At 38.5% G+C, this 25,665-nt stretch carries 21 protein-coding genes; 8 read left to right on the top strand and 13 right to left on the bottom strand.

Features of this window, described 5'->3' with window-relative positions:
* Positions 1-348: 348 nt before the first annotated feature.
* The 7 genes from rlmD to gatC all read right to left on the bottom strand — a co-directional run bounded on the left by rlmD (position 349) and on the right by gatC (position 6,904).
* Positions 349-1,725 (bottom strand): 23S rRNA (uracil(1939)-C(5))-methyltransferase RlmD, encoded by a 1,377-nt coding sequence (gene rlmD / locus BMY57_RS08265; protein ID WP_091773544.1) that lies wholly within the window; start codon positions 1,723-1,725, stop codon positions 349-351.
* Between the two features lie 247 nt (positions 1,726-1,972).
* Positions 1,973-2,128 (bottom strand): hypothetical protein, encoded by a 156-nt coding sequence (locus tag BMY57_RS16080; RefSeq protein WP_175614977.1) that lies wholly within the window; start codon positions 2,126-2,128, stop codon positions 1,973-1,975.
* 198 nt (positions 2,129-2,326) lie between these two features.
* Positions 2,327-3,223, bottom strand: a complete 897-nt coding sequence (locus BMY57_RS08260; protein WP_091773543.1) for a diacylglycerol kinase — start codon at positions 3,221-3,223, stop codon at positions 2,327-2,329.
* A gap of 73 nt (positions 3,224-3,296) precedes the next feature.
* Positions 3,297-3,665 carry a VOC family protein gene (locus BMY57_RS08255; RefSeq protein WP_091773542.1) on the bottom strand — a complete coding sequence of 123 codons (369 nt, stop codon included), beginning with the start codon at positions 3,663-3,665 and terminating at the stop codon, positions 3,297-3,299.
* A 27-nt stretch (positions 3,666-3,692) separates the two neighbouring features.
* Positions 3,693-5,123, bottom strand: coding sequence for an Asp-tRNA(Asn)/Glu-tRNA(Gln) amidotransferase subunit GatB (gene gatB, locus BMY57_RS08250; RefSeq protein ID WP_091773541.1), 1,431 nt, complete (start codon positions 5,121-5,123; stop codon positions 3,693-3,695).
* Positions 5,123-6,598 carry an Asp-tRNA(Asn)/Glu-tRNA(Gln) amidotransferase subunit GatA gene (gene gatA / locus BMY57_RS08245; RefSeq protein WP_091773540.1) on the bottom strand — a complete coding sequence of 492 codons (1,476 nt, stop codon included), beginning with the start codon at positions 6,596-6,598 and terminating at the stop codon, positions 5,123-5,125. The genes gatB and gatA overlap by 1 nt, the downstream gene beginning before the upstream one ends.
* Positions 6,599-6,613: 15 nt before the next feature.
* Positions 6,614-6,904 (bottom strand): Asp-tRNA(Asn)/Glu-tRNA(Gln) amidotransferase subunit GatC, encoded by a 291-nt coding sequence (gatC, locus tag BMY57_RS08240; protein WP_091773539.1) that lies wholly within the window; start codon positions 6,902-6,904, stop codon positions 6,614-6,616.
* Positions 6,905-7,295: 391 nt separating this feature from the next.
* On the opposite strand from gatC, the gene pepF reads away from it, so the two are divergent.
* The 3 genes from pepF to BMY57_RS16075 all read left to right on the top strand — a co-directional run bounded on the left by pepF (position 7,296) and on the right by BMY57_RS16075 (position 10,612).
* A complete protein-coding gene (gene pepF / locus BMY57_RS08235; protein ID WP_091773538.1) occupies positions 7,296-9,110 on the top strand; it encodes an oligoendopeptidase F in 1,815 nt (604 codons plus the stop codon).
* Between the two features lie 269 nt (positions 9,111-9,379).
* A complete protein-coding gene (locus BMY57_RS08230) occupies positions 9,380-10,057 on the top strand; it encodes a Dph6-related ATP pyrophosphatase (protein WP_143063802.1) in 678 nt (225 codons plus the stop codon).
* A 393-nt stretch (positions 10,058-10,450) separates the two neighbouring features.
* The gene (locus BMY57_RS16075; RefSeq protein WP_177176356.1) at positions 10,451-10,612 is read left to right on the top strand and encodes a hypothetical protein; all 162 of its coding nucleotides are present in this window, start codon (positions 10,451-10,453) and stop codon (positions 10,610-10,612) included.
* A 143-nt stretch (positions 10,613-10,755) separates the two neighbouring features.
* Here BMY57_RS16075 and pruA read toward each other — a convergent pair whose 3' ends face one another.
* The 5 genes from pruA to pcrB all read right to left on the bottom strand — a co-directional run bounded on the left by pruA (position 10,756) and on the right by pcrB (position 18,482).
* Complete coding sequence (pruA, locus tag BMY57_RS08225) at positions 10,756-12,303, bottom strand: L-glutamate gamma-semialdehyde dehydrogenase (RefSeq protein ID WP_091773536.1); 1,548 nt, start codon at positions 12,301-12,303, stop codon at positions 10,756-10,758.
* 97 nt (positions 12,304-12,400) lie between these two features.
* Positions 12,401-13,513 carry a CamS family sex pheromone protein gene (locus BMY57_RS08220; RefSeq protein WP_091773535.1) on the bottom strand — a complete coding sequence of 371 codons (1,113 nt, stop codon included), beginning with the start codon at positions 13,511-13,513 and terminating at the stop codon, positions 12,401-12,403.
* A gap of 12 nt (positions 13,514-13,525) precedes the next feature.
* A complete protein-coding gene (gene ligA, locus BMY57_RS08215; protein ID WP_091773534.1) occupies positions 13,526-15,523 on the bottom strand; it encodes an NAD-dependent DNA ligase LigA in 1,998 nt (665 codons plus the stop codon).
* A gap of 15 nt (positions 15,524-15,538) precedes the next feature.
* Positions 15,539-17,773 carry a DNA helicase PcrA gene (gene pcrA / locus BMY57_RS08210; RefSeq protein WP_256205276.1) on the bottom strand — a complete coding sequence of 745 codons (2,235 nt, stop codon included), beginning with the start codon at positions 17,771-17,773 and terminating at the stop codon, positions 15,539-15,541.
* A 13-nt stretch (positions 17,774-17,786) separates the two neighbouring features.
* Positions 17,787-18,482, bottom strand: a complete 696-nt coding sequence (gene pcrB, locus BMY57_RS08205) for a heptaprenylglyceryl phosphate synthase (RefSeq protein WP_091773546.1) — start codon at positions 18,480-18,482, stop codon at positions 17,787-17,789.
* A 586-nt stretch (positions 18,483-19,068) separates the two neighbouring features.
* Between pcrB and BMY57_RS08200 the strand changes: the two genes are divergently transcribed.
* The 4 genes from BMY57_RS08200 (at position 19,069) to BMY57_RS08185 (ending at position 23,263) form a co-directional block, all read left to right on the top strand.
* Complete coding sequence (locus BMY57_RS08200; protein WP_091773533.1) at positions 19,069-20,451, top strand: glycine--tRNA ligase; 1,383 nt, start codon at positions 19,069-19,071, stop codon at positions 20,449-20,451.
* Positions 20,452-20,522: 71 nt separating this feature from the next.
* Entirely contained in the window at positions 20,523-20,912 is a 390-nt protein-coding gene (locus BMY57_RS08195; RefSeq protein WP_177176355.1) for a fluoride efflux transporter FluC, read from the top strand.
* A complete protein-coding gene (gene crcB, locus BMY57_RS08190) occupies positions 20,909-21,253 on the top strand; it encodes a fluoride efflux transporter CrcB (protein ID WP_091773531.1) in 345 nt (114 codons plus the stop codon). The genes BMY57_RS08195 and crcB overlap by 4 nt, the downstream gene beginning before the upstream one ends.
* Positions 21,254-21,334: 81 nt before the next feature.
* The gene (locus tag BMY57_RS08185; RefSeq protein ID WP_439895794.1) at positions 21,335-23,263 is read left to right on the top strand and encodes a heavy metal translocating P-type ATPase; all 1,929 of its coding nucleotides are present in this window, start codon (positions 21,335-21,337) and stop codon (positions 23,261-23,263) included.
* A 340-nt stretch (positions 23,264-23,603) separates the two neighbouring features.
* Here the strand turns inward: BMY57_RS08185 and BMY57_RS08175 are convergent, their stop codons facing one another.
* A complete protein-coding gene (locus tag BMY57_RS08175; protein ID WP_091773528.1) occupies positions 23,604-24,032 on the bottom strand; it encodes an RDD family protein in 429 nt (142 codons plus the stop codon).
* A 293-nt stretch (positions 24,033-24,325) separates the two neighbouring features.
* Here BMY57_RS08175 and BMY57_RS08170 point away from each other — a divergent pair, with 293 nt between their 5' ends.
* Entirely contained in the window at positions 24,326-25,618 is a 1,293-nt protein-coding gene (locus tag BMY57_RS08170) for a globin-coupled sensor protein (RefSeq protein ID WP_091773527.1), read from the top strand.
* Positions 25,619-25,665 lie beyond the last annotated feature (47 nt).

Raw genomic sequence — 25,665 nt, 5'->3', positions numbered from 1 at the left:
TCTTCCCTCTTGTCGGGAACCCTTGCAAGACCTCCCCGGGTAAGAGCTATAACCTTCCTCCCATATAACTGCTGTATTTACTGTATGGAATTCGTGCAGTATAGGACTTCGTTTTGTAATGCAAACTCATCCGTTCCAATTCAGCCTTATATACAGTTTCTGTTCGTCAGTTCAAGATTTTGCCTTAGGCTTCCTTCAGATTCCACCTCACGGTGGACACCCTTGCCATTAGCTAACAGTTCCTACTGCCAGGCCTGTAGTGGACTTTCACCACCAAGTTATAGCCCATGCCGGGCACACATTAAATAAGGGAATCCTTTTCGGGTAAGGATCCCCTTAATGTATCAATTAATTTTCCAACACCAACTCCGTTACACTCTCAATATGATTGCTCTGAGGGAACATGTCAACTGGTTGAATTTGCTTTGCACTATATCCACCATCCGCAAGTATTTTAATGTCGCGTGCTAACGTTGACGGATTGCATGAAACATATACAATTCTCTCAGGTTTCATATCAATCATGGCTTTAAGCAGTTCTTCATCACAGCCTTTTCGTGGCGGATCCACAACTATCACATTGGGTCTTAGTCCCTGAGCACGCCACCAAGGCATCACTTTTTCTGCTTCACCAACAAAGAATTCAGCATGATCAATATGGTTTCGCTTCGCGTTATCCTTAGCATCATCAACCGCTTGCGGAACTACTTCAACACCGTACACTTTCTTTGCATGTTGAGCTAAGAAAAGTGATATGCTTCCAATCCCACAATAAGCATCAATAACAGTTTCATTACCCGTTAAGTTCGCAAATTTTAAAGCTTGTTCATAAAGGCGTTCGGTCTGTTCAGGGTTCACCTGGAAGAATGAATGAGCTGAAATCGCAAATTCTAAGTCACCTATTTTATCAATGATGACATCCTCTCCCCATAGCGTCTTCGATTCACGTCCCATAATCACATTGGTTTGTTTTGAGTTCACATTATGGATAATCCCCTTTATGTTAGGGTTTAGTTCCTTAATTTTTTCAATTAACGCTTCTTGATTTGGAATTTTCTTAGTACGCGTCACAAGCACGACCATAATCTCGCCCGTATGGTAACCCGAACGAACGACGATGTGGCGAATGACACCACGGTGTGTTTCCTCATCATACGGTTCAATTCCGAGTTCTTCTATAATACCTCTCATTTCACGTACGATATGATCATTAGCTTCGTTTTGAACTGGACAAGTATCCATATCGATAATACGATGGCTTCGCTTTTGATAAAACCCCGTTAAAACCTTCCCGTCACGTTCTCCAACCGGGATTTGAACTTTATTTCGGTAGCTCCACGGCTCGTCCATGCCAATCACAGGGTGAACGGGAACATCTGGCATGTGTGCAATTTTATGCATCACGTCCTGAACTTGTTTTTGTTTCATTTTTAGCTGACGTTCGTAAGACATATGTTGAATTTGACAGCCTCCACATTGGTAAAACACATCACAAGGAGGTTCAATTCGATTCTCACTAGGTTCTATAAGTTCAATAAGTTTACCAAAGGCCACATTTTTCTTCACCTTAACAATTTTAACTTTCGCCTTTTCACCTGGGAGTCCATATGGAACAAACACAGGATAACCGTCTATTTTTCCTACACCATTTCCCTCATGGGTTAAATCGACAAATTCTAAATCTATGTATTCATTTTTCTTTACTGGTGCTATTTTTTTTGCCATTGAATATCCGTCCTTCTATCTTAATTACTTTAACATTATACGTTAAGACGTGTATCGATTTAAAGTAAGAGCAGTTAAATACAATTCTAATAATTGACATTCACTTGATCTTAATTATAATTATAAGTAAATAAAATGATTTGTATGTGCCACATGTTTCTGGCATATACTTTAAAAAGGTGGAATGCTTCCAACATCCCACCTCACGCAGTCCATTTAGCAAGATAAGGCTGTTACTCAAATGGTGTTAATCTTCTTGACTACCTTGCTTCCGCAATAAGCAAGGTAGTTTATTTTTGTCCAAAGTGCTGATAAAAATAAATGGGAGGACAAAAATTTGAGCATCTAATAAACTGGTTGTTGCAAGTAATAACAACAGAGACAGTAATAAATATTTGCTCATAAGCTTCACCTCCTCTCTCCATATTCATTATGGATTTAGAGGAAAAGCCCTACCTTGCTTGTATGTGAACTGCTTGTCTATATTATACATTATTCTTTCTGTTAAATGAATATTTTCACGAACATACATTCGTATATAGTAATAAAAAAGCAATTCATTTGGGTTGTAATCTCCCCATAATGAATTGCTTTTTTTATATTATTCTATTTCTTCTTTAGGTAAGAAAAATTCAATATGTTTATGCAACACTTCAAATTTCCCTGGTAAGTTGCCACCATATTCGCCATCTAGATTGAGTTGCATCGCCTCTTCTGGAATGACGATGATTTGATTCGCGTGTACATAAATGACATGTTCATCATCAATATGGTGACCACGTACAGCTTTGTTAGCTAGGAGGACAAACTCAGCCAGGTTAATCTTTTTCAAAATCATGAGATCAAAGTACCCATCATCCATTGTCGCGTGGGGGGCTAATTTTTCAAAACCACCAACGGAATTAGAATTGGATACGAGAAATAGCATGATTTCCTCTTCGAATACTTGGTCGTCATATTCAATTCGAACCTTCGTCGGTCTTATGAATGGAAGCATTTCAATTCCTTTTAAGTAATACGCTAACTGACCTAAGACCGTTTTTAGCTTGCTTGGAACTTCATACGTTAGTTCAGTCAGCTTCCCTCCACCTGCGATATTCATGAAATGGTGGTCGTTCACTCTTCCAATATCGAGCTTCTTCGTATACCCTTCAACGATGATATCTAACGCTCGTTTCAGGTCCCTTGGAACACGGATGGCACGTGCAAAATCGTTGGTGGTTCCCATAGGTAGAATGCCAAGTTTAGGTCGATACTCAGCTCTTGCCATTCCATCAACCACTTCATTTACAGTTCCATCCCCACCAGCTGCAATCACAATATCAAACTCTCGCTCGCAGGCTGCTTTAGCTGCATCTCTAGCACAACCATCCCCTGTCGTTGCATGTGCTGAGGCTTCAAATCCTGCTTTTTCTAGCGTTTCTAATACATCTGGTAGAGCCTTTCGCATCGCTTCTCGACCGGATGTTGGATTGTATATGACTCGAGCTCGTTTCATACTCTCACCTTCTGTCAACAATTGCTTATCTATCTATAGGATACTCCTATTTGAAAAATATTGGAAGTATAAATTACTGCCATTCTAAAATTTCAATGCGATTCCCGAATGGGTCGGCAACATAGATTCGATCAGCACCTGGCAGTTTATCATCTTGTTTATAATCAATTTCCTGTTGGTCAAGGTGTTTCATGAGCTCCTTTAAACCGTTAATTTCTAATGCAGGATGGGCTTTTCTTGCTGGGTTAAACGGTTCTTCCACACCGATATGAATTTGAATCTCACCACGTTCAAACCAAACGCCTCCGTTTTTCTTCAGTGCTTCTGGCTTTTCAAGTTCTTCAAAACCTAACGCATCGATAAAAAACTTTCTAGCTTCATCTTCTGAACCTCGTGGTGCCGCTAATTGTACATGATCGATCTGCTTAAATGTAAAACTCATTCCCCAGCCTCTCCTCTCAAATTTGAATTAACGCTTATCCAATTCTTCAACTAAAATCTTGTTAACCATTGGCGGGTTGGCTTGCCCTTTAGTTTTCTTCATCACTTGACCGACTAAGAATTTAATGGCACGGTCTTTACCATTTTTGTAGTCGGTAATCGACTGTTCGTTTTCATCTAACACGCCAGTGATAATCTCACGTAACTGACCTTCATCAGAGATTTGTACGAGACCTTTTTCCTTAACGATTTTTTCCGGATCGCCGCCGTTTTTAAGAAGCTCTGTAATAACTTTTTTCGCAAGCTTTGATGATAAAGTCCCTTTTTCAATCAGGTCAATCATTTTAGCTAGACTCTCAGGAGTTAATGGTAAGTCATTTAGTTCAACTTGTTGTTTATTCATGTATCCTGAAATATCACCCATTAGCCAGTTCGTCGCCTGCTTAGGATCAGCACCTTGATCTATTGTTGCTTCAAAGAAATCAGACATTTCTTTTGTATTCGTTAACACTTGCGCATCATATGCATCTAGGCCTAACTCCTTAACATAGCGTTCACGACGGGCATCGGGTAATTCTGGGATGGACTGTCGAACGCGTTCTTTCCACTCATCATCGATGTAAAGCGGGACTAAGTCTGGTTCTGGGAAGTAACGATAATCATCCGAACCTTCCTTAACACGCATCAAGATCGTCTCTTTTGTTTTCTCATCGAAACGTCTTGTTTCTTGTAAAATTTCGCCACCTTGACGAAGAACTTTCTCTTGACGTGTTTGTTCAAATTCAAGGCCTTGGCGTACGAAATTAAAGGAGTTTAAGTTCTTAAGCTCTGTCTTCGTACCAAACTCTTCTTGTCCAATTGGGCGAAGTGAGATGTTCGCATCACAACGAAGAGAACCTTCTTGCATTTTGACATCAGAAACGCCAGTAAATTGAATGATGTTACGTAACTTCTCTAAATAAGCGTATGCCTCTTCAGGTGTACGCATGTCTGGTTCAGACACGATTTCAATAAGTGGTGTTCCTTGACGGTTGTAGTCGACAAGCGAATAGCCATCATCACCGTGTGTTAACTTACCTGCATCTTCCTCTAAGTGAAGACGAGTAATACCAATCCGCTTCTTCTCACCATTTACTTCAATTTCAATCCAACCATTTTCTCCAATGGGCTTATCAAACTGTGAAATTTGATACGCTTTCGGGTTATCTGGATAGAAATAGTTTTTACGATCAAATTTCGTGTCCGTTGCGATTTCGCAGTTAAGCGCCATAGCTGCACGCATCGCGTAGTTGACCGCTTCTTCGTTTAACACTGGTAATACACCTGGGTACCCTAAGTCGATTGGGTTTACATTAGAGTTTGGCTCATCGCCAAAAGCGTTCGAGCTTGGGCTGAAAATTTTCGATTTAGTCTTTAATTCAACATGTACTTCAAGACCTATAACAGATTCAAAATTCATTACTTGGCACCTCCAAGCTGTGGCTTTTCTTTATAATATCCGGCTGCCTGTTCATATGCATGTGCCACTCGATAAACTGTGCTTTCATCGAAGTGCTTACCGATAATTTGTAGACCAATCGGCATTTGGTTGTCTGGGTGGAATCCACATGGAACTGATATTCCAGGTACACCCGCTAAGTTAACCGGGATTGTGATAATATCATTGGCATACATCGTTAATGGGTCGTCGATCTTTTCTCCAACTTTAAACGCAGTGGTTGGTGCTGTTGGACCTATAACGACATCATATTTTTCAAAAATTTGTTCAAAGTCTTGCTTAATTAACGTACGAACTTGTTGTGCTTTTTTATAGTAAGCATCGTAGTAACCTGAACTTAAGGCAAACGTTCCGAGCATAATACGGCGTTTAACCTCTTCTCCAAAACCTTCACTACGAGATAGCTTAAACATATCCATCATGTCTTTTGCATTTTCGGAACGTTTACCGTAACGTACGCCATCGAATCGAGCAAGGTTTGCAGAAGCTTCAGATGAAGCAATCATGTAATATGTAGCAACCGCATATTTCGAATGTGGAAGAGAAACTTCTTCCCATTCAGCACCTTGTTCTTCTAGTACTTTTAAAGCTGCACGTACACTTTCTTTAACTTTTTCATCGACACCTTCACGGAAATATTCTTTTGGCACCGCAATTTTAAGTCCTTTGACATCACCAGTTAAAGCCTCACTGTATTTCGGCACCTCAACATTTGCGCTTGTTGAATCCATCTCATCTTGGCCTGCGATAACTTCTAAAATTCGAGCGTTATCTTCAACAGTTCTCGTAATTGGGCCGATTTGATCTAGAGATGACGCAAATGCCACTAATCCGAAACGAGACACACGTCCATATGTAGGTTTCATTCCAACAACTCCGCAGTAAGAAGCTGGCTGACGAACAGAACCACCTGTATCAGACCCTAGTGCGAATGGAACTTGACCAGCGGCAACACTTGCTGCAGATCCTCCACTAGAACCACCAGGAACATAGTCTGTATTCCAAGGGTTACGAGTTGTTTTCATACTTGAGTTCTCAGTAGAAGATCCCATCGCGAACTCGTCCATGTTTAATTTTCCAATATTAACGGCCTTCGCATTTTTCAATTTCGTCATGACCGTTGCATCGTATAATGGGTCATCTAAGTTAGATAAAATTTGACTCGCACAAGTAGTACGGATGCCTTTTGTCACGATGTTGTCTTTAATTCCAATTGGCATCCCAAATAACGGGAATTGTTCAGCGTCAACGCCAGCTTCATCTAGTTCCTGAGCTTGTTTCAATGCTTCTTCTTCATTTAAGGTTAAAAACGCTTGAACTTCGTCATCTGTTTCACGGATTTGCTTGTATGATTCTTTCACTAAATACGTTACGGTAATTTCTTTATGGTTTAACTTCTCTTGTAGTTCTTTGATTGTATAATCGAATAACGACATCTTTACTTAGCCTCCTTAATCTAAGATTGATGGCACTTTGAACTGACCATCTTGTTGATCCGGAGCGTTCTTAAGAGCATCCTCTTTCGAAATCCACTCTTTCGGCTCATCTTTACGTAATACATTTTTCATATCTAATACATGTGTGGTGGGCTCAACATTTGATGTGTCGAGTTCATTCAACTGCTCACTGAAATCAATGATATCACTGAGCTGTTCACTGTATTTTTCAGCTTCTTTTTCTGTAATCGCCAGTCTCGCAAGATTCGCGACATGCTTAACCTGGTCTTTAGAAATCTTTGACAATGTTCTGCACCTCCGTACAAAATTAACTACACAATACTATAAATAATAGCAAATCATAACTTGCTGTGACAATGTTTTCCCCATTACCATTCTAACACTAAACACATTTTAAATAACATCATTTGCAAAATGAAGATAAAAAAAGTCTGATGCAAGTGCGTCAGACTTTTATGAGGTTATTTTCTTGTAATCTGAAACCCTTCTTCTTCTAATAGTTCAAGGATGTTTCCTTCCCCTAATACGTCCAAGTCAGCACATGCTTTTCAAAACATAAGTCCAAAGTCTGAATTATCTACTTCTTTATAAAAATTCAGTATTTTTTTACACAACAAAGGTGTTTTGTTTTATAATACTTAGTAATCCGAAATAAATTTGTGGGGAGGAACTTATTATGGCTAAATCAAGATTAGAACGTCATGAAGTACCGGTAGAACAAACATGGAAGGTAGAAGATCTTTTTGAAACAACAGAGGATTGGGAACAAGCTTTAAAGGATATTGAGGACTCCGTACCGACTGTCACTCAATACAAAGGAAAATTACACGAAGGCTCAGATGTCCTTTATAACTGTTTGGAAGCTCAGTCACAACTACAAGAAAAAATTATTCCCGTAGCGACTTACGCCAATTTACGTTCGTCTGAGGATGGGACAAACCCTGATAACCAAGCGAACTCAGGAAAAGTTGCTTCAACTCTAGCACAAGTTGGGGCCTCACTTTCATTTTTTGATTCTGAGGTTTTAGCTTTACCAGAAGGAACCATCGAAATATATTTAGAAGAAAACGAAGACCTAAAAGTTTATGAGAATCTATTAAAAGAATTATTAGAATATAAACCTTACACACTCTCTCCTGAGACAGAGGAAGTGTTAGCTTCATTAAGTGAAGTACACAGCGCACCATATACGATCTATCAGCGAAGTAAGTCTTCTGATATGCAGTTTGATAACTTTAAAGCAAATGGTGAAGAATACTCGAATTCATTTGCACTTTTTGAAGATGAGTATGAATTATCAACTGATACGGACGTCAGACGCAATGCTTATAAGTCGTTCGTTAGCACGTTGAAACAATATCAGAACACTTATGCAGCTACTTATGCAACAGAGGTGAAAAAACAAGTACAACTAGCAAAAGTTCGTGGTTACGATAATGTAACACAAATGCTGCTTCAACCACAGAAAGTAACCGAAGAAATGTATCATAATCAATTAGATGTGATTCAACGAGAATTAGCTCCTCATATGCGTCGGTTTGCTAAATTGAAAAAAGAAGTCCTTGGATTAGATAAAATGACTTTTGCGGATCTTAAAGCACCACTAGATCCCGAATTTAATCCAACAACGACTTATGAAGAAGTGAGCGAAACCATCTTAGAAGCATTGAGTGTCATGGGACCTGAATATACTGAAATTATGAAAAAAGGACTTACAGAGCGTTGGGTGGATTACGCTGATAACGTCGGTAAAGCAACCGGTGCATTCTGTGCAAGCCCGTACGGTTCACACCCTTTTATTCTATTAACTTGGACGGGTGCGATGCGTGGCGGCTTTATCCTGGCACACGAACTGGGTCACGCTGGCCACTTCTATTTAGCCAATAAAAACCAGCGAGTCTTCAATACGCGTCCATCGACTTACTTTGTTGAAGCACCATCCACGATGAACGAAATGTTATTAGCGGACCATTTATTAGAAAAGCATAGTGATGATGATCGTATGCGTCGTTGGATTATTTTACAGTTACTCGGAACGTATTATCACAACTTTGTGACGCACTTACTTGAAGGTGAATTCCAACGTCGTGTTTATAATCTAGCAGAACAAGGCGTCCCACTTACTGCGAATACTCTGAAAGAACAAAAACGAGAAGCACTTGCTAACTTCTGGGGCGATGCTGTTGAGTTAGATGAAGGTGCAGAACTGACTTGGATGCGACAGCCACACTATTACATGGGGCTATATCCGTACACCTACTCTGCTGGTTTAACCGCATCTACTCTAGTATCTCAAATGATTAAAGAAGAAGGTCAGCCAGCGATTGATCGTTGGTTAGACGTTTTAAAAGCTGGAGGAACCAAAACACCTCAAGAACTTATGAAGTATGCGGGTGTTGACATGACCACCCCAGAACCAATCGAAAAAGCTGTAGCTCATGTTGGTTCACTTATCGATGAACTAGTGAACAGTTATGAAACGGCAAAATAATAAAAGTGGAGGGCATTTTCTTAGAGGAAAATGCCCTCCTTTTATAGTTTATGGCAAATTAGGGCGGTGTTTTCGCAAATAAAACATTCATTCTCGCAAATAGACTTTTAGTTTTTGCAAGTAGAATCACTTTTTATCCAAATAAAACTCACATTCTTACAAGTAGGAGGCAACTTTTTGCAAGTAATCTACTCATTCTTCCAAATAGAGTTTTTCAACTAATAAAAAGCTGGTAAAGTATTTAGTAAGTTATCCTATTAAAACATGAGGTGATCACAATCAATAAAGTTATGTTATCTTTCAGTGGCGGGAAAGATTCCGTATTAGCCCTTCATAGACTACTAGAAAATGAAGATTATGACGTTTCATATTTATTAATTACCATGAGTGAGGATTATGAAAGAAGTAGCATTCACGGGGTTAGAGAAGAAATTGTTGATGCTCAAGCTAAAGCGATTGGCTTACCAGTTAAGAAGGTTTACCTTCCAAACCCTTGTCCAAATGAAAAATACGAGCAAATAATGAGCAAGGTTATGGAAGAAGCCATTCAAGATGGAATCACACATGTTGCTTTTGGGGACATATTCCTTGAGGATCTGAAAAAATACAGAGAACAAAACCTTGAAGGATTATCGATTCAACCAATCTTTCCTTTGTGGGGTTGTGCCACCCCTGAATTAATGAATGAATTTATAGATCTTGGCTATAAAATGATTATTACTACCATAGATCCAGTGAAAGTTCCTGAATCCAATTTAGGAAAAATCATAGATCATAAATTTTTAAATGAGTTACCAAACTCTATTGATCCGTGTGGGGAAAATGGTGAGTTCCATACTTTCGTTTACGATGGTCCAATTTTTAATCATCCAGTAAACATTAAAGTGACGGACGATGTTGTCAAAGATCAATTCTATTGGTACCGAGACCTTGTCCTAAAGCCTTAATTTTTATCTTAAAATTAAAATTTTACCCTAACTTATAACATAAACCAATACCTTTTTTATCAAATGGGTAAATACACTCATTTTTGCATTATAGTATAATTTTACCACCCGAAATAGTTAGTCTAGACTACTTATTTCTTCATTGTGAAATCAATCACATGAAGGACGTGAATTTAAGCACATTTTTTAGGTGTTCAAAATATAACTCTAGTTATATTTGGTGTATGGTTATATTGACCTGTATTGCAAAAGATTGATATATAACCATACTATTTTATCATGCTTAATTATCTGAATATTGTTATAATTGAGCCGAGCAGTTTATAAAGCAAGGTAGTGGTTGGCCCTTGTCCTGTCGTTGGCGAATAGGATCGATGAAAGGAGGGGTTCTCAGTGAAGTATTACGAAAGTATTTTTGTAATACTGGCGGTGATAGGTGGGCTGACAACTATGTCAGATACACCTGTGGTCGTCCTGCCAATGGTCGTGTTTATTGGCAAAAAAGAAGCTGCCTTGCTTTTGGCGGAAGCAAGACAGCGTGTCACTTTTGCGTAATGGGTTTCCGTTAGCCACTGTCCTTGTGGCATAGACTGCACATATAGGGGGTAGGAATTACATCTGTAATTCCTACCCTTTACCCATTGTATACATCTATATTTATAATATAACCTAAAATTTAAATTACAAATCTTACATTCTTATAACATCTCTGAAAGAGTCTTACCTTGTAAGAAGTTGTAAAGGTAATCAGGTCCACCAGCTTTAGAATCAGTACCTGACATGTTAAAGCCACCGAATGGGTGGTAACCTACAATCGCTGCTGTACATCCACGGTTGAAGTATAAGTTACCCACGTGGAAGTCTTCTTTAGCGATTTCAATGTGGTTACGGTTATTTGTAATTACAGCACCAGTTAGGCCGTATTCAGTGTTGTTTGCAATATCTAAAGCTTCATTGAAGTCTTTAGCTTTTGTGAACGCCACAACTGGCCCAAAGATTTCTTCTTGCATAATCGTTGCTTCAGGGTCAACATCCGCAAAAATTGTTGGGTTAATGAAGTAACCTTTTGAATCGTCACCTTCTCCACCTAATACAAGTTTACCTTCGTTTTTACCTGTTTCTACGTAACCCATAATCTTATCATATGCAGCTTGATCAATTACAGGACCCATGAAGTAATTTTTATCAGTTGTGTTACCAACTGTGATGTCTTTCGTTAACTCTGCTACACGCTCTAATAGATCATCATAAACGTCCTCATGCGCTACAACGCGAGAGCAAGCTGAACATTTTTGTCCTTGGAAGCCAAATGCTGAGTTCATAATAGATTCTGCAGCTAATTCTAGATCACTGTCATTATCTACAACGATGGTATCTTTACCGCCCATTTCAGCTACTACACGCTTCAACCATTTTTGACCTGGCTGAACTTTTGCTGCTTTTTCATAGATTCCGATACCTACTTCGCGTGAACCAGTGAAACTGATGAAGCGAGTTCTTGGATGCTCAACAACGTAGTCACCAATTTCGCGACCGCTACCAGGGATGTAGTTAATAACACCAGCTGGCATACCTGCTTCTTCTAATACTTCCATTAGTTTGTATGCAATAACAGGTGTAGAGCTTGCAGGTTTTAATAGAACCGTGTTACCGGTTACCATTGGCGAAACAGCTGTACCACACATAATCGCAAATAAGAAGTTCCATGGTGATACGACTAGACCAACACCTAATGGGATATATTTGAAACGATTGTTCTCAACTGGACGGCTTACGATTTCTTTCCCTTTGTCGATTTCTAACATTTGACGGCCGTAGTATTCTAAAAAGTCGATTCCTTCGGCGATATCAGCATCTGCTTCTTTCCATGGCTTACCACCCTCGTGGATAATCCATGCGCTGAATTCATGCTTACGACGACGTACAATGGCTGCTGCACGGAATAGGATATCTGCGCGCATTTCTGCCGTTGATTTTCTCCACCATTCGAACGTTTCGTCCGCTACTTGGATCGCTTTTTCTGCAAGTTCTTTGTCAGCTTTTGATACATAACCGACAACTTCATCTTTCTTAGCTGGGTTAGTTGAAGCAATTTTATCGTCTGTATAGATACGTTCTCCGCCAATGATGAGTGGATACTCTTGACCAAGTTCACTCTTTACCTGACTGAGAGCTTCTTCCATTGCTTTTTTGTTTTCTTCGACTGTAAAGTCTGTAAATGGTTCGTGACGGTATGGTTGTACCATATTAAAGCCTCCTTAAAATTCGTATTATCGCTAATGTAGCGCTTCCATTGTCTATTTTAAACGAAATGTGGCGGTCAATCAAATCGAAAATTTTTGATTATTCATAAATGTGAACACTCGGCTCCTCTTGACCTGCATTTCTAAAGATTAAGGCTTCTTGTTTATTGGGCGATTCCACGGTGACTTCAACATCATACGTGTTAGGGAAATATTCCATCACTAAACTGTATAAATGTTGAGAAAATGCTACGACTTCTTGCTGCCCGTAAAACTCAATTGGTATATTGATAGACATTTTACGTAATTCGTTATTCGAATAAAAACCTCTACCGATGACTCCTGTATAGTTCGGGAAGAAGTCTTGAACTTCTTGTGTAAATTCATTCATGATCTCATATTGATCATAATAATCTGTTTCAGCTTCATTTGATGGGAAAAGAACGTGATTTTCATTAATGTTTGTCCATCCATCTACATTTTGAGCTAGTGGCTCGACTTCTGCTTTCGCTACAAAGTGGCCAGGTACAATCGCGTTATTGCTGTTTTGACGATATAACGCAATCATGACTGGAACATCTTGTAATTCCTCTACTTCTCGTATTCTGGATAAAAGGGAATCTGCAATTTCCTTACCCTCTTCTAACATCTCTTTTTGACTAATATCTGTTGAGAAAGTAGGTCCTCCAACTTCAGTTTTAAAATTGTACTCTGATTTTAAAGCAATACCAATGGCTATTCCGCCTAGTTCAACTCGATTATCATCTGAACGGACTAAGTAATTATGTTCTAATACGTGTGAAAAAATTCTTGGGTTCTCTTCATGATACTCACGATCATCACTATTTTTATCTGGTGGATTTAAATCATCAATCCATTCTAAAATCATTCCTTCATCTAAATACTGACCTTCTTGAAATAAATAATCATCTGGACTAAACGTCCCTTTGGCATGTCGAATTAATCCTAACTCTAGCTCATCGACATCATATGAATTGGATACCTGATCAGTGATCGTACCTCTTGCTACATTTGGTTTATACGGCACTATAGTTTGATAATCATTATCCGATATGCGATTAGGTATAATTTGTCTTTGCTCATCTTCTGTTTCCTCTGGATCATCCTGTACTACCTCTTCTTCAGAATCATACTGCGGGGTACAGCCAGCGATGATCAATACAATCGACAATAATATCGCTAACTTCTTCATGTTTTCCACTCCCTATGCATCTAGTGCATCCATCAATTGTTGCTCATTCCACACTTCAACTTCTAATTTTTTCGCTTTATCCAATTTTGAGCCAGCTTCTTCACCAGCAACCAATAAATCTGTTTTTTTACTCACGCTGCCTGTTACTTTTCCACCAAGAGCTTCAATTCGTTCCTTCGCTTCACCGCGTGATAACTGTTCAAGCTTTCCAGTTAAAACAACTGTCTTATTGTAAAAGATAGAATCTGAACTTACTTCAACCGTAGAACCTAAATACTCCATGTTAAGGCCAAGTGTCTTAAGATCTTCTATAAGTTCTTTCACTTGTGGTTTATCAAAGTAAGTTGCTATAGATTCTGCCATTTTTGATCCAATCTCAGGTACTGATACAAGTTCTTCTGAAGTTGCTTTCATTAATTGGTCCATCGTTTTAAAGTGTGATGCTAATGTATCTGCAGCCTTACTCCCAACATATCGAATACCAAGACCGAATAGTAAACGCTCTAACGAATTCTCTTTTGACGCTTCAATAGCTGAAAGTAGGTTGGAAACTGACTTTTCACCCATTCGATCTAATTGAATGAGGTCTTCCCGGTTCAACTTATATAAATCTGCAATCGTATGGATTAAATCATTATCAAAAAGCTGTTCGATTACTTTTTCACCAAGTCCGTCAATGTTCATCGCATTTCGTGAAACAAAGTGAATAAGTCCTTCCTTAAGCTGAGCTTCACAATTTGGATTTAAACAACGATAGGCGACTTCATCATCTACTTTTTCAATTTTACTGCCACATACAGGACAATTTTCGGGCATGCGGAAAACTTGTTCATCTCCGGAACGCTCTTCTTTTACAACTCGAACCACTTCAGGTATGATGTCACCTGCTTTTTTAATCACGACTGTATCCCCAATTCGGATATCTTTTTCAATAATTAAATCCTCATTGTGTAATGAAGCTCGAGAAACAGTTGTTCCGGCCACTTGGACAGGTTCTAAAATAGCAGTCGGTGTGATTGCACCTGTACGACCTACACTCAGTTCAATACCATGTAATTTAGTAATCGCTTCTTCAGCCGGAAATTTATAAGCAATTGCCCAGCGTGGACTTTTAGCTGTAAAACCGAGCTCTTCTTGTTGGTCGATCGAATCAACTTTAATAACAATTCCATCGATTTCATAATCTAATTCACTTCGTTTTAACGTCCACTCTTCCGTGTAACGAATGACGTCTTCAATACTTTCAAACGTTCTCGTTTCTGGATTCGTTTTAAAACCGAGTTTTTTAAGGTACTCTAAACGTTTACTATGACTTTCGATAGAACCGGCTTCCCATTGACCAACACTGTAAATAAAAATATCCAGATTACGCTTTGCAGCAATTTTAGGATCAAGTTGACGTAGCGATCCTGCAGCAGCATTCCTTGGGTTAGCGAAAACTTCTTGCCCCTCCGCTTCACGCGCTTCATTTAAAGCGAGGAATGACCTCTTTGGCATGTAAGCTTCTCCGCGTACTTCAATCGTTTCTTCTTCCTGTATTTTTAAAGGAATGCTGTTTATCGTTTTTAGGTTATTGGTAATGTCTTCACCTGTCTTACCATCACCACGTGTTGCACCTCTGATAAATTTACCATCTTCATATCGTAATGAAACAGCTAGACCATCAATTTTCAATTCGCACACGTAACGATAATGGCTGACACGCTCTCGGATACGTCGATCAAAGTCACGTAAGTCGTCTTCGCCAAATGCGTTACCTAAACTTAGCATCGGCACTTCATGATCGACCTTTTCAAATTTATCTAAAGGTTGTCCACCTACTCTTTGACTTGGCGAGTCACTAGTCAATAATTCAGGGAATTGTTCCTCTAAATCCATTAGCTCATGTAACTTCTTATCATAGATATGGTCTGGAACAGATGGATCGTCTAAGACATGGTATTCATAGTTATATTGATGTAGTTCATCTCTTAACTCTTCAATTTTCTTCGCAGCTTCTTCACGGTTCATGAATGGCCACCTCTTTTATTCAATTTTATTGATCGGCGCAAAATTCGCTAATAAACGTTTAACCCCAACAGGTGATGGGAAAGCAATGTCTAATTCTTTATTATCTCCTTCACCGACAACCTTCACAATCGTACCTTGCCCCCACTTTTTATGTTCAACCTTATCTCCTGGAGACCAGTTGTCTGGTGTTGCGGATTGCTTTTGAATCTTTTGAGCACGACGCTTTGGCTTCGGTTGAGCTTGTTTATTAGATAATTGATTCATCGCTTGCTCAAGACTTCCACCTGATTCAAACGTCATATTACTCAATGTTCCTTCACGTTCCATTAACTCACTTGGGATTTCTTCGATAAAACGACTGCGTTGATTACTCTGGCGACGTCCAAAGAAAGTACGTGACGATGCATAAGTGATATACAATAGTTGTTCAGCACGTGTAATCCCGACATAAGCTAATCGACGTTCTTCTTCCATTTCTTCTTCGTCAAATAACGAACGACTATGCGGGAAAATATTTTCCTCTAAGCCGATTAAAAATACGATTGGGAATTCTAACCCTTTAGCTGAATGTAACGTCATTAATGTCACTTTATTATCCGTCTCTTCATCAGTGTTATCTAAATCAGATACTAATGCTAAGTCCGTTAAAAAGGTAACTAATGACTGATCTTCATTCGTTTCTTCAAATTGTTGTGTAACGGTTTTAAACTCATCTAAGTTTTCTAAACGACCTTGTGCTTCAATCGACTTATCTTTCTTTAATTCCTCTTCATAGCCCGAACGCGTTAATACTTCTTGGACAAGCTCTGTCACAGATAAGAATTCCTGTTGTTTTTGCCATTGTTCAATTAATGTTCTGAAATGATGAAGCTGGTTTACTGCCTTTTTCGAAATACCTGTAAAATCTGATTCCAAAATAGCATCGAATAAGGATTGGTCACTCATTTCAGCATGCATCTGAAGTTTCTCAACAGATGTTTTTCCGATCCCACGTTTTGGAACATTTACGACACGCATAAAGCTAATATCATCATGCGGATTAGCGATTAACCGTAAATAAGCTAGCATATCTTTGATCTCTTTGCGGTCGTAGAATTTTGTACCACCGATAATTTGATATGGAATGTTAGACTTCATTAACACATCTTCCATCGCACGAGACTGTGCATTAGTACGATAGAGGATAGCGAAATCCCGATAACTACGTTTTCCTTCTTCCATCATTTCTTGAATTTGATCGATTACATATCGAGCTTCCTGACGTTCATCATACGCCTCGAAAAGACGAATTTTAGTACCATCAGGGTTGTCCGTCCATAGATGTTTAGGTTTCCTCGACGTATTATTCTCAATCACTGTATTAGCCGCTTCTAAAATCGTTTTCGTTGATCGGTAGTTTTGTTCTAGTAAGATGACTTTGGCATTCGGATAGTCACTTTCAAATGATAAAATATTATAAATATCAGCTCCACGCCATTTGTAGATGGACTGATCAGAGTCACCTACGACACATAAATTTTTAAATCGTGACGCTAATAATTTAACTAATTGATATTGTGCTCGGTTTGTGTCCTGATACTCGTCTACGTGTATGTATTGAAAACGGTTTTGATAAAACTTTAGGACCTCTGGCACGCGATCAAATAAATGGAAGGTCTCCATAATCAAGCTGTCAAAATCAAGCGCTTGATTCTTTCTAAGAATGGATTGATAAGTATCATAAAGTTGTGCAATGACTTCTTCATAGTAATTATTCGCTTCTTCTTTTAACTGCTTGGGTGTTTTGAGTTGGTTTTTAGCACCGCTAATCGCAAATAAAACCGATTTCGGGTCATATTGTTTTGAATCAATATTATTCATGCGAAGCGATTCTTTTATCGCTGTTAATTGATCCGTCATATCATAAATCGCGAAGTTACGATCAAGACCAATTCGATCTCCATCGCGACGTAAAATTCTTACACAAAGTGAGTGAAACGTAGACATGATGATATTTTTCGCCTCATCCCCTACAAGGCGTTCCACACGATCTTTCATTTCACGGGCTGCTTTATTCGTAAACGTAATCGCTAAAATATTGTAAGGGGCAACCTCTTTTTCGGATAACAAGTAAGCAATACGGTGTGTTAACACTCGTGTTTTACCACTTCCTGCTCCAGCCATAATTAATAATGGCCCCTCTGTATGTTGAACCGCTTCTTGTTGCGGTTTATTCATGCCAGCTAAAATTTCATTGGCTGTTAAACTCAATTAAGACCCACCTTTATTTTGAATTCACCTTTTTCACAGCATGTACTGTTCGGAGTGCTGCTTTAATATCTTCATAAATGACGTTACCGACGACGACAATGTCAGAGCGCTCCGCCATTTCAGTTGCTTGTTCTTTTGTTTTGATGCCACCACCATAGATTAATATAGCATCGTCTAAAGCATCATGAACATTTTGAACTAAATCAGGATCTCCATATGTCCCGCTATATTCTAAATAGACGAATGGCAGGCGCATTAGTTTTTCAGCTGTTTGAGCGTACGCCACGACATCCTCTTCATCTAAATTAATCGAATTCGTATATTGATAAGCTTTCGAATCTGGATTTAAGATAATATATCCTTCTGTTAACAATTCTTCCCATTCGATGAACGCACCATAAGTTTTAACTGCTTCCTGATGCAGGCCAACAATCCACTTACGGTCTTCACTATTTAACACCATTGGAATAAAATAAAAATCAAATCCAGGTGTTACAGATTCAATATTAGATACTTCTAAAATGCATGGAACAGTATAACGCCTTATGCGCGCTAACATATTAAGGACATCATCTAACGTAACGTCATCCGTCCCGCCAACGATGATGGCATCTGTACCAGATTCACAAATCGCCTCTAAATTTTCATCTGATATGTCTTTGTTTGGATCCAGCTTAAATACGTGTCTCCACTGTTGATAATCTTCAATCACCATTGATTCCTCCAACTGACTTCTTCGCTATCTCATTATATCAGAAAATAGCTAAGAGTTTCAGCGTTTCATGTACCGTCATAAAGTGTTAATTTTTTGTTATTTAATTAGAGAATAATCGTGTCTCATAAAAGTTGAGTTAGGTGGTACAATATGCTAATATAAAATAGCAAATTACATATAAACGATGAAAGGTTTATAGTAGCTAAGCTCAATGCTCATAGCGAATCAGGGATGGTGAAAGCCTGAAAGTATAGTTTAGTGAAACGGCGACCTGGAGTTTTCGTTCTGAAAGAGGGTATGCGAATGCATACCAATCAGGGTGGAACCGCGGGATATACACTCTCGTCCCTGGGCTGATGAAGGCCCATGTGGACGAGAGTTTTTAGTTTTTTAAACATGGTTAGTTCTGTAACAACGATACGTTGTAAGTGAACTGAAAGGCGGCGAATCCTAGAGGATTAGGCAAGGAGAAAATCACCCGAAACGAACGATGTTGAGTTTCGTGAAGTTGAGACCGCCCCCTTTAGGGAAAACATCCGCCTGAAACAAAATGACATTACTTAAAAGGAGGCCAATTACAATGGCAAAAGATATGGAACAGTTAGTCAATCACGCAAAACATCGTGGATTTGTCTTTCAAGGTTCTGAAATCTATGGAGGACTTGCAAACACATGGGATTACGGCCCATTAGGTGTAGAAGTTAAGAAAAACTTAAAAGATGCTTGGTGGAAAAAATTCGTTCAACAATCTCCTTATAATGTTGGTCTAGATGCAGCCATTTTAATGAACCCAAAAACTTGGGAAGCATCTGGCCACTTAGGGAACTTCAACGACCCGATGATCGACTGTAAAGATTGTAAATCACGTCATCGTGCGGACCATTTAATTGAAAACCATTTTGAATCAAAAGGCGAAGAACGGATTGTAGACGGTTTACCATTTGACGAATTAGAAAAAATTATCCAAGAAGAAGGCATCACTTGCCCAAATTGTGGCTCTGATAACTTCACTGAAATTCGTCAGTTCAACCTTATGTTCAAAACCTATCAAGGTGTCACTGAGGATTCTTCTGATGAGATTTACATGCGTCCTGAAACCGCACAAGGTATTTTTGTCAACTTCAAAAACGTTCAGCGTTCCATGCGGAAGAAGCTCCCATTTGGAATTGCTCAAATCGGTAAAAGCTTCCGTAACGAAATTACACCAGGAAACTTTATTTTCCGTACGCGTGAATTCGAGCAAATGGAGATGGAATTTTTCTGTAAACCAGGTGAAGAGTTGGAATGGTATAACTACTGGTTAGACTTCTGTCACAACTGGTTAACTAATTTAGGACTAGATGCCGAAAAAGTTCGTCGCCGTGAGCATGACAAAGAAGAACTATCTCACTACAGTAACGCGACAACTGACTTAGAGTATCAATTCCCGTTTGGTTGGGGTGAACTATGGGGAATCGCCTCTCGAACCGATTATGACCTAAGTAAACACGCTGAGCATTCAGGCGAAGATATGCAATACATCGACCAGCAAACAAACGAACGCTACGTACCATATGTTATTGAACCTGCATTAGGTGCTGACCGTTTAGCACTAGCTTTCTTGGCCGATGCTTACGAAGAAGAAGAGCTTGAAGATGGATCAACTCGTACCGTGATGAAATTCCATCCAGCAATCGCGCCATATAAAGCAGCTGTTTTCCCACTTTCTAAAAAATTATCTGAGGAAGCACAAGAAATTTTCGCTGACCTTTCACAAGACTTCATGGTTGATTACGATGAGTCAGGCTCGATTGGTAAACGTTACCGTCGTCATGATGAAGTTGGAACACCGTTCTGTATCACCTATGACTTTGATTCTAAAGAAGATGGTCAAGTGACGGTACGTGATCGTGACACCATGGAACAAAAACGTATGCCAATCTCAGAGCTTAAATCTTTCTTACAAGAAAAAATTCAATACTAATCTGTCAGCCTCTACCTATTGGTAGGGGCTTTTATGTTAGAATACGTGTATCAATATTCGGAGGAATGAGTATGAAGCTAAAATCACAACAATGGATGTGGGTTGGATTAGGTGGTGCGTCAGGCACGTTAGCCAGAGGCGGCATGGCAGAGGTCTTTAGCTATTCCACTTTTCCAACCGCCACATTAATAGTTAATTTAGTAGGTAGCTTACTCTTAGGCGGATTTACAGCCTATTTATATTTTAAAAAACACGACATCATGCATTTGTTATTTGGGATTGGTTTTTGTGGATCGTTCACAACCATGTCCATGTTTGCAGCTGATTCAATTCTACTAATCGATACCTCCATCCATTCATTTTTATGGTATGCACTTACTTCAGTCATAGGCGGTATATTACTTGCCACATTAGGTTTTTGGGTGATTAAAAACATATACGAAAGGAGCCAAGCAGCATGAATCTCGTAATGCTTGCCATAGGTGGAGCACTTGGTGCGATTAGTCGCTATGAGGTCGTCAACCTATTTCAAAAGAAGAGCTCTTTCCCCTTTTCTACGTTAACTGTCAATTTAATCGGCTCAGCTTTACTAGGAGTCGTTATGGCTTTATTCGTTGAAACACAACTTTTCTATACCTTCTTCGCTGTCGGGTTCCTCGGAGCCTTTACCACGTTTTCTACATTCAGTGTCGAGTCCATGAAACTGATTCAGGAACATCAATGGCTCACCTTCATATTATATCTCACCACGACTCTCACAGGTTCCATCCTCACCTTTAGTCTTACTTTTTTCTTATTTTAAGCAAAACACTTACCTCCTTAGGTGAGGTGTGTTATTATTTATTTATAATAATTATAAATAAATAACTATTATAATTTTCAAATTAGGGAGGATATTATGGAGCTTTCAAAATACAACCAAGCGACCGATCCCCATTTTCTATCACATAAAATTAAAGAACATCTAGAATTAATTTTTTCAATCATCAGTGGTTTATTAATTTTATTTGCCTATATAAGCGAAATCAATCAGGTAGAAAACATCTTCATTGCCATACTTTACATTTCTGCCTATGTCATTGGTGGCTATTACAAAGCTAAAGAAGGAATTGAAGACCTCCTGTATGATAAAAGCTTAAACGTTGAAATTCTGATGATTATTGCAGCAGTTGGGGCTGCTTCGATTGGCTATTGGCATGAAGGCGCTATTCTTATTTTCATCTTTTCGTTAAGTGGCGTCCTGGAAACTTATTCATTACAAAAGAGTGAAAAGAACTTATCTAAATTAGTGGAATTAGCTCCAGAAGAAGCTAATCTTTTAACAAACGATGATTCGATTGTGCCCGTTCGAGTCAGTCAATTAAAAATCGGAGACCGAATATTAATTCGTAATGGTGAACGTGTACCAGCAGATGGAGAAGTCATAAGTGGCGTGACATCTATTGACGAATCGACCATTACAGGTGAATCTATGCCCGTTAGTAAACAAGCTGGAGATGGCGTTTTTAACGGCACGATTAATGGCAGTGGCTCTGTAGTCGTTAAAGTCACAAAGCGTAATGAAGATTCACTATTCCAAAAGATGATTCAACTTGTTGAAGAAGCGAAAGGTAATCGGCCACCTTCGCAACAATTAATTGACAAAATTGAAGGGCCATATGTCATCACCGTTTTAGCCGTCGTAGCCTTGATGCTCATCATCCCTCCTTTCGCTATTAATTGGAGTTTTGATCAAACCTTTTATCGAGCGATGGTTTTATTAGTTGTAGCATCACCGTGTGCGGTTGTTGCGTCCATCATGCCCGCAATTCTCTCAGCGATTAGTACAGGTGCGCGAAATGGGGTTTTAATGAAAGGCGGTACTTACTTAGAACAATTATCAAAAGTTAAAGCCATGGCCTTTGATAAAACAGGGACGATTACGAAAGGTCAACCTGAAGTGACGGATTATGAAACTATTGAAGATCAACAGGATGTTTTAGAAGCATTAGTATCTATCGAAAAACAATCTAGTCATCCATTAGCGAAAGCCGTTGTTGCGTTCGGAGAATCTCAAAAACTGACCGGGAAGATTCATATCGAATCTATTGAGGATGTACCAGGTGAAGGTGTAAAAGCTTATTCACCACAAAATACTTTTCTAGTTGGAAATGAAAGGTTAATCCAAGACATCGAGCATGATTCAGATATTCTTCAAAACAAACGAAAAGAATTGCAGAATGAAGGTAAAACCGTTGTGTATGTAGCGAAAAATGATAGACTTATTGCCGTTCTAGGGATTAAAGACCAAATTAGACCAGAGACCAAGGCACTTATACAATTTTTAAACAAGCAAGGAATTAAAACCATTATGATCACGGGAGACCATGAAAATACAGCCGCATCAATCAGTCAAGAAGCTGGATTAGCCGAATGGATTTCAGAATGCTTACCAGAAGAAAAGCTCTCTCAAGTTGAAAAACTTAAAGAAACCTATGGGTCTGTAGCAATGGTTGGCGATGGAGTTAATGATGCGCCCGCTATGGCAAAAGCTGATATCGGAATTGCGATGGGGAATGGAACAGATGTAGCCATAGAGACATCCGACCTCGTCTTAATGAATAGTGAAATAGAAAAGATCAAGCAATCTTACAAACTATCAAGCAGACTTAATCGGATTATTAAACAAAATCTCGTTTTCTCAATAGCCGTCATTATCTTATTAATCATGGCCAACTTTTCTCAAAACTTATCTCTTCCTTTAGGGGTTATCGGACATGAAGGAAGTACGATCTTAGTTATTCTGAATGGATTAAGGTTGTTAAGAGGATAGTAGAATTATTAACAGAGCATCGAATTGCAAAGCGATTTGATGCTCTGTTTTCTTTAACTAAACCCCCGTTTCACAAGACGATTAGATAGATGATCGCCTTATTTAGCTCTTGCCATATGTATTTGAAGTTTATCCGGTATTGTTTTCACTTTCCTCTAATACTTTATCCAGTTTCTCTTCAACTCGCTTTAATCGGTTATTTCCATTTTTAATAACCAAAAATAATATAATTATTGCCGTAGGAATAGCTAAAACAATACAAAACATGATTAACGCGCCATTATGTCGCCCATATTCAAACTTGCTGGTACTATTAAATGCAAACAAATTCCCTCTTCATTTAATGAGATTGATCAGCTTTAGCGACGTAAGTCCCACCAATGAGATCGTGAATCGCTCTTTTGTCCTCTCGAAATATGACCATGAATACACTTGCAATAAGAGACAATCCAAGCGTTAGAAAACCAATGAGATGGAAACCGACAACTTCCCTCCGAATCATGTTGGAAATGTCAACATTATCTCCATTTGTTTGTTTTAATTTGATTTTACAAATGCGTTTTCCAATAACATACCCAGACCAAAGTAAGGGGGTCACTACTAAATAAAAGACGTAGAAAAAGTCCCAAGTTAAACTACTTCTCCAATCAATGGAGAAATGACCCGTCATCATAAAAAATAATAAGGCTATAGATAATGACAGGATATTAAAGTCCAAAAATTTTGCTAACAACCTTTCTAGGAAATTAGCGTGAGTATATGATTCCAATGATGACGCTCCTTTCTCATTTTACATATACTTTAATTTAATAACTTCTAACACAATATTAACATAATATTCAAAATATTTTATGGTTATTTAAAACATTACCACCTAAAAACTACCATTAAAATAATAGAAACAAACCCTTTAAGAGCAGACGATTTATTATTGAAATGGTGTTAATAAATTTTCAAAATTTACATGATTTGTTTGCCAAAATATTGTAATATGGTAGGTACCATTATTTATTTTATGTTACATATTTCATTCTGAAGAAATAAACTAAAGAGGTGAATTACATGTTTGGTCGAACTAAACAACCCCATTTATTTTTCGGTGACGATCTACCACAAGATGTAAAAATTGATTTGTCAAAGCACCCAAAACTAAAAAAACAATTAGAAATGATCGGTTTAGATTTTGAAGATTTAAAGAGAATTAAGAAACTACAGCCAATTGTTGAAGATAACATAGAATTTATTGTAACGAGATTCTATGAAAAGATTACCGCTCAACCAAATTTATTAAGCATCATCGAAGAACACAGTAGCATTGAACGGTTAAAGAATACACTAACTCGGCATGTAAAAGAAATGTTTAGGGGTCAACTTGACGAAGACTATTATGAAAAACGCTTAAGAATTGCCCATGTACACGTTCGGATTGGACTTGAAACAGAATGGTATATGTCGGCCTTTCAAGATTTATTAAACTCATTAGTCAATGTTATCAAACAACAGATCGATGACTCAAAAGAATTAGTAGAAGCCATTCAATCGATCAGTCGTCTATTAAACTTTGAACAACAGATTGTACTCGAAGCTTATGAAAAAGAGCACCAACGAATTCGTGATCAATATGAACAACAAAAGAAAGAAACGGTTGAAAATATTAGTGAGACAGCAGAAAGTCTTGCCTCCTTCACCCAGCAAACAAGTGCGTCCATTCAAGAATTAAATTCACAAACTACACGAATACTTAATACCGCAAAGGAAGGTACAAAGCTTGCAGAACACTCGGAGGACCTTTCACTTGAAGGAAAGCGCCAATTAGAAACACAAATTCAAAACTTAAAAAGTATCGAAGAAGGAATGGCCGATATATCAAAAGGTTCTATGGAGCTTAATGATATTTCAGCTCAAATTAATGAAGTCATCAATATGGTACATAACATTGCTGAACAAACTAACCTTCTTGCCCTTAATGCATCAATTGAAGCCGCAAGAGCAGGAGAGTATGGAAAGGGATTTGCTGTTGTAGCAGAGGAAATTAAAAAGCTATCTGATGAAACTAAACAATCTACAACCGATGTTTCCGAGCTGATCCAAAAAACAAATGATCACATCAATAACGTTAACAAATTAGTACAACAAATTAATTCATTAGTCGTAGAAGGAAGTTCAAATATGAAGAACACCGAAACATCCTTTACACAAATACTAGAGACCATGCAAAACACCAAAGCTCAGAACCAAGCGACAGAAAACGAACTCATCCAGTTACAAAATGGTATAAACGAAATCGACGAAGCCTCACAAGAAGTTGCTTCCTCAGCGGAAAAATTAAATGAAACAATAGATGTGATGCAATAAATAAAAGGCTGCACCTAAATAATTTTGATAAGGTGCAGCCCTTCTTT

This window comes from Piscibacillus halophilus, assembly GCF_900110685.1.
In the GTDB taxonomy this organism is placed as follows: domain Bacteria; phylum Bacillota; class Bacilli; order Bacillales; family Alkalibacillaceae; genus Piscibacillus; species Piscibacillus halophilus.
This window is presented reverse-complemented; position numbering and strand designations above follow the sequence as displayed.

Excerpts from the sequence above, each read along its gene's own strand:
- BMY57_RS08195 (WP_177176355.1), top strand. The coding sequence starts at position 20,523 with ATGAAGCTAAAATCACAACAATGGATGTGGGTTGGATTAGGTGGTGCG.
- gatB (WP_091773541.1), bottom strand. The coding sequence starts at position 5,123 with ATGAATTTTGAATCTGTTATAGGTCTTGAAGTACATGTTGAATTAAAG.
- BMY57_RS08220 (WP_091773535.1), bottom strand. The coding sequence starts at position 13,513 with ATGAAGAAGTTAGCGATATTATTGTCGATTGTATTGATCATCGCTGGC.
- pruA (WP_091773536.1), bottom strand. The coding sequence starts at position 12,303 with ATGGTACAACCATACCGTCACGAACCATTTACAGACTTTACAGTCGAA.
- BMY57_RS08255 (WP_091773542.1), bottom strand. The coding sequence starts at position 3,665 with ATGAGTTTTACATTTAAGCAGATCGATCATGTACAATTAGCGGCACCA.
- BMY57_RS08170 (WP_091773527.1), top strand. The coding sequence starts at position 24,326 with ATGTTTGGTCGAACTAAACAACCCCATTTATTTTTCGGTGACGATCTA.
- BMY57_RS08260 (WP_091773543.1), bottom strand. The coding sequence starts at position 3,223 with ATGAAACGAGCTCGAGTCATATACAATCCAACATCCGGTCGAGAAGCG.
- BMY57_RS16080 (WP_175614977.1), bottom strand. The coding sequence starts at position 2,128 with ATGAGCAAATATTTATTACTGTCTCTGTTGTTATTACTTGCAACAACC.
- ligA (WP_091773534.1), bottom strand. The coding sequence starts at position 15,523 with ATGAACCGTGAAGAAGCTGCGAAGAAAATTGAAGAGTTAAGAGATGAA.
- BMY57_RS08200 (WP_091773533.1), top strand. The coding sequence starts at position 19,069 with ATGGCAAAAGATATGGAACAGTTAGTCAATCACGCAAAACATCGTGGA.
- crcB (WP_091773531.1), top strand. The coding sequence starts at position 20,909 with ATGAATCTCGTAATGCTTGCCATAGGTGGAGCACTTGGTGCGATTAGT.
- gatA (WP_091773540.1), bottom strand. The coding sequence starts at position 6,598 with ATGTCGTTATTCGATTATACAATCAAAGAACTACAAGAGAAGTTAAAC.
- rlmD (WP_091773544.1), bottom strand. The coding sequence starts at position 1,725 with ATGGCAAAAAAAATAGCACCAGTAAAGAAAAATGAATACATAGATTTA.
- pepF (WP_091773538.1), top strand. The coding sequence starts at position 7,296 with ATGGCTAAATCAAGATTAGAACGTCATGAAGTACCGGTAGAACAAACA.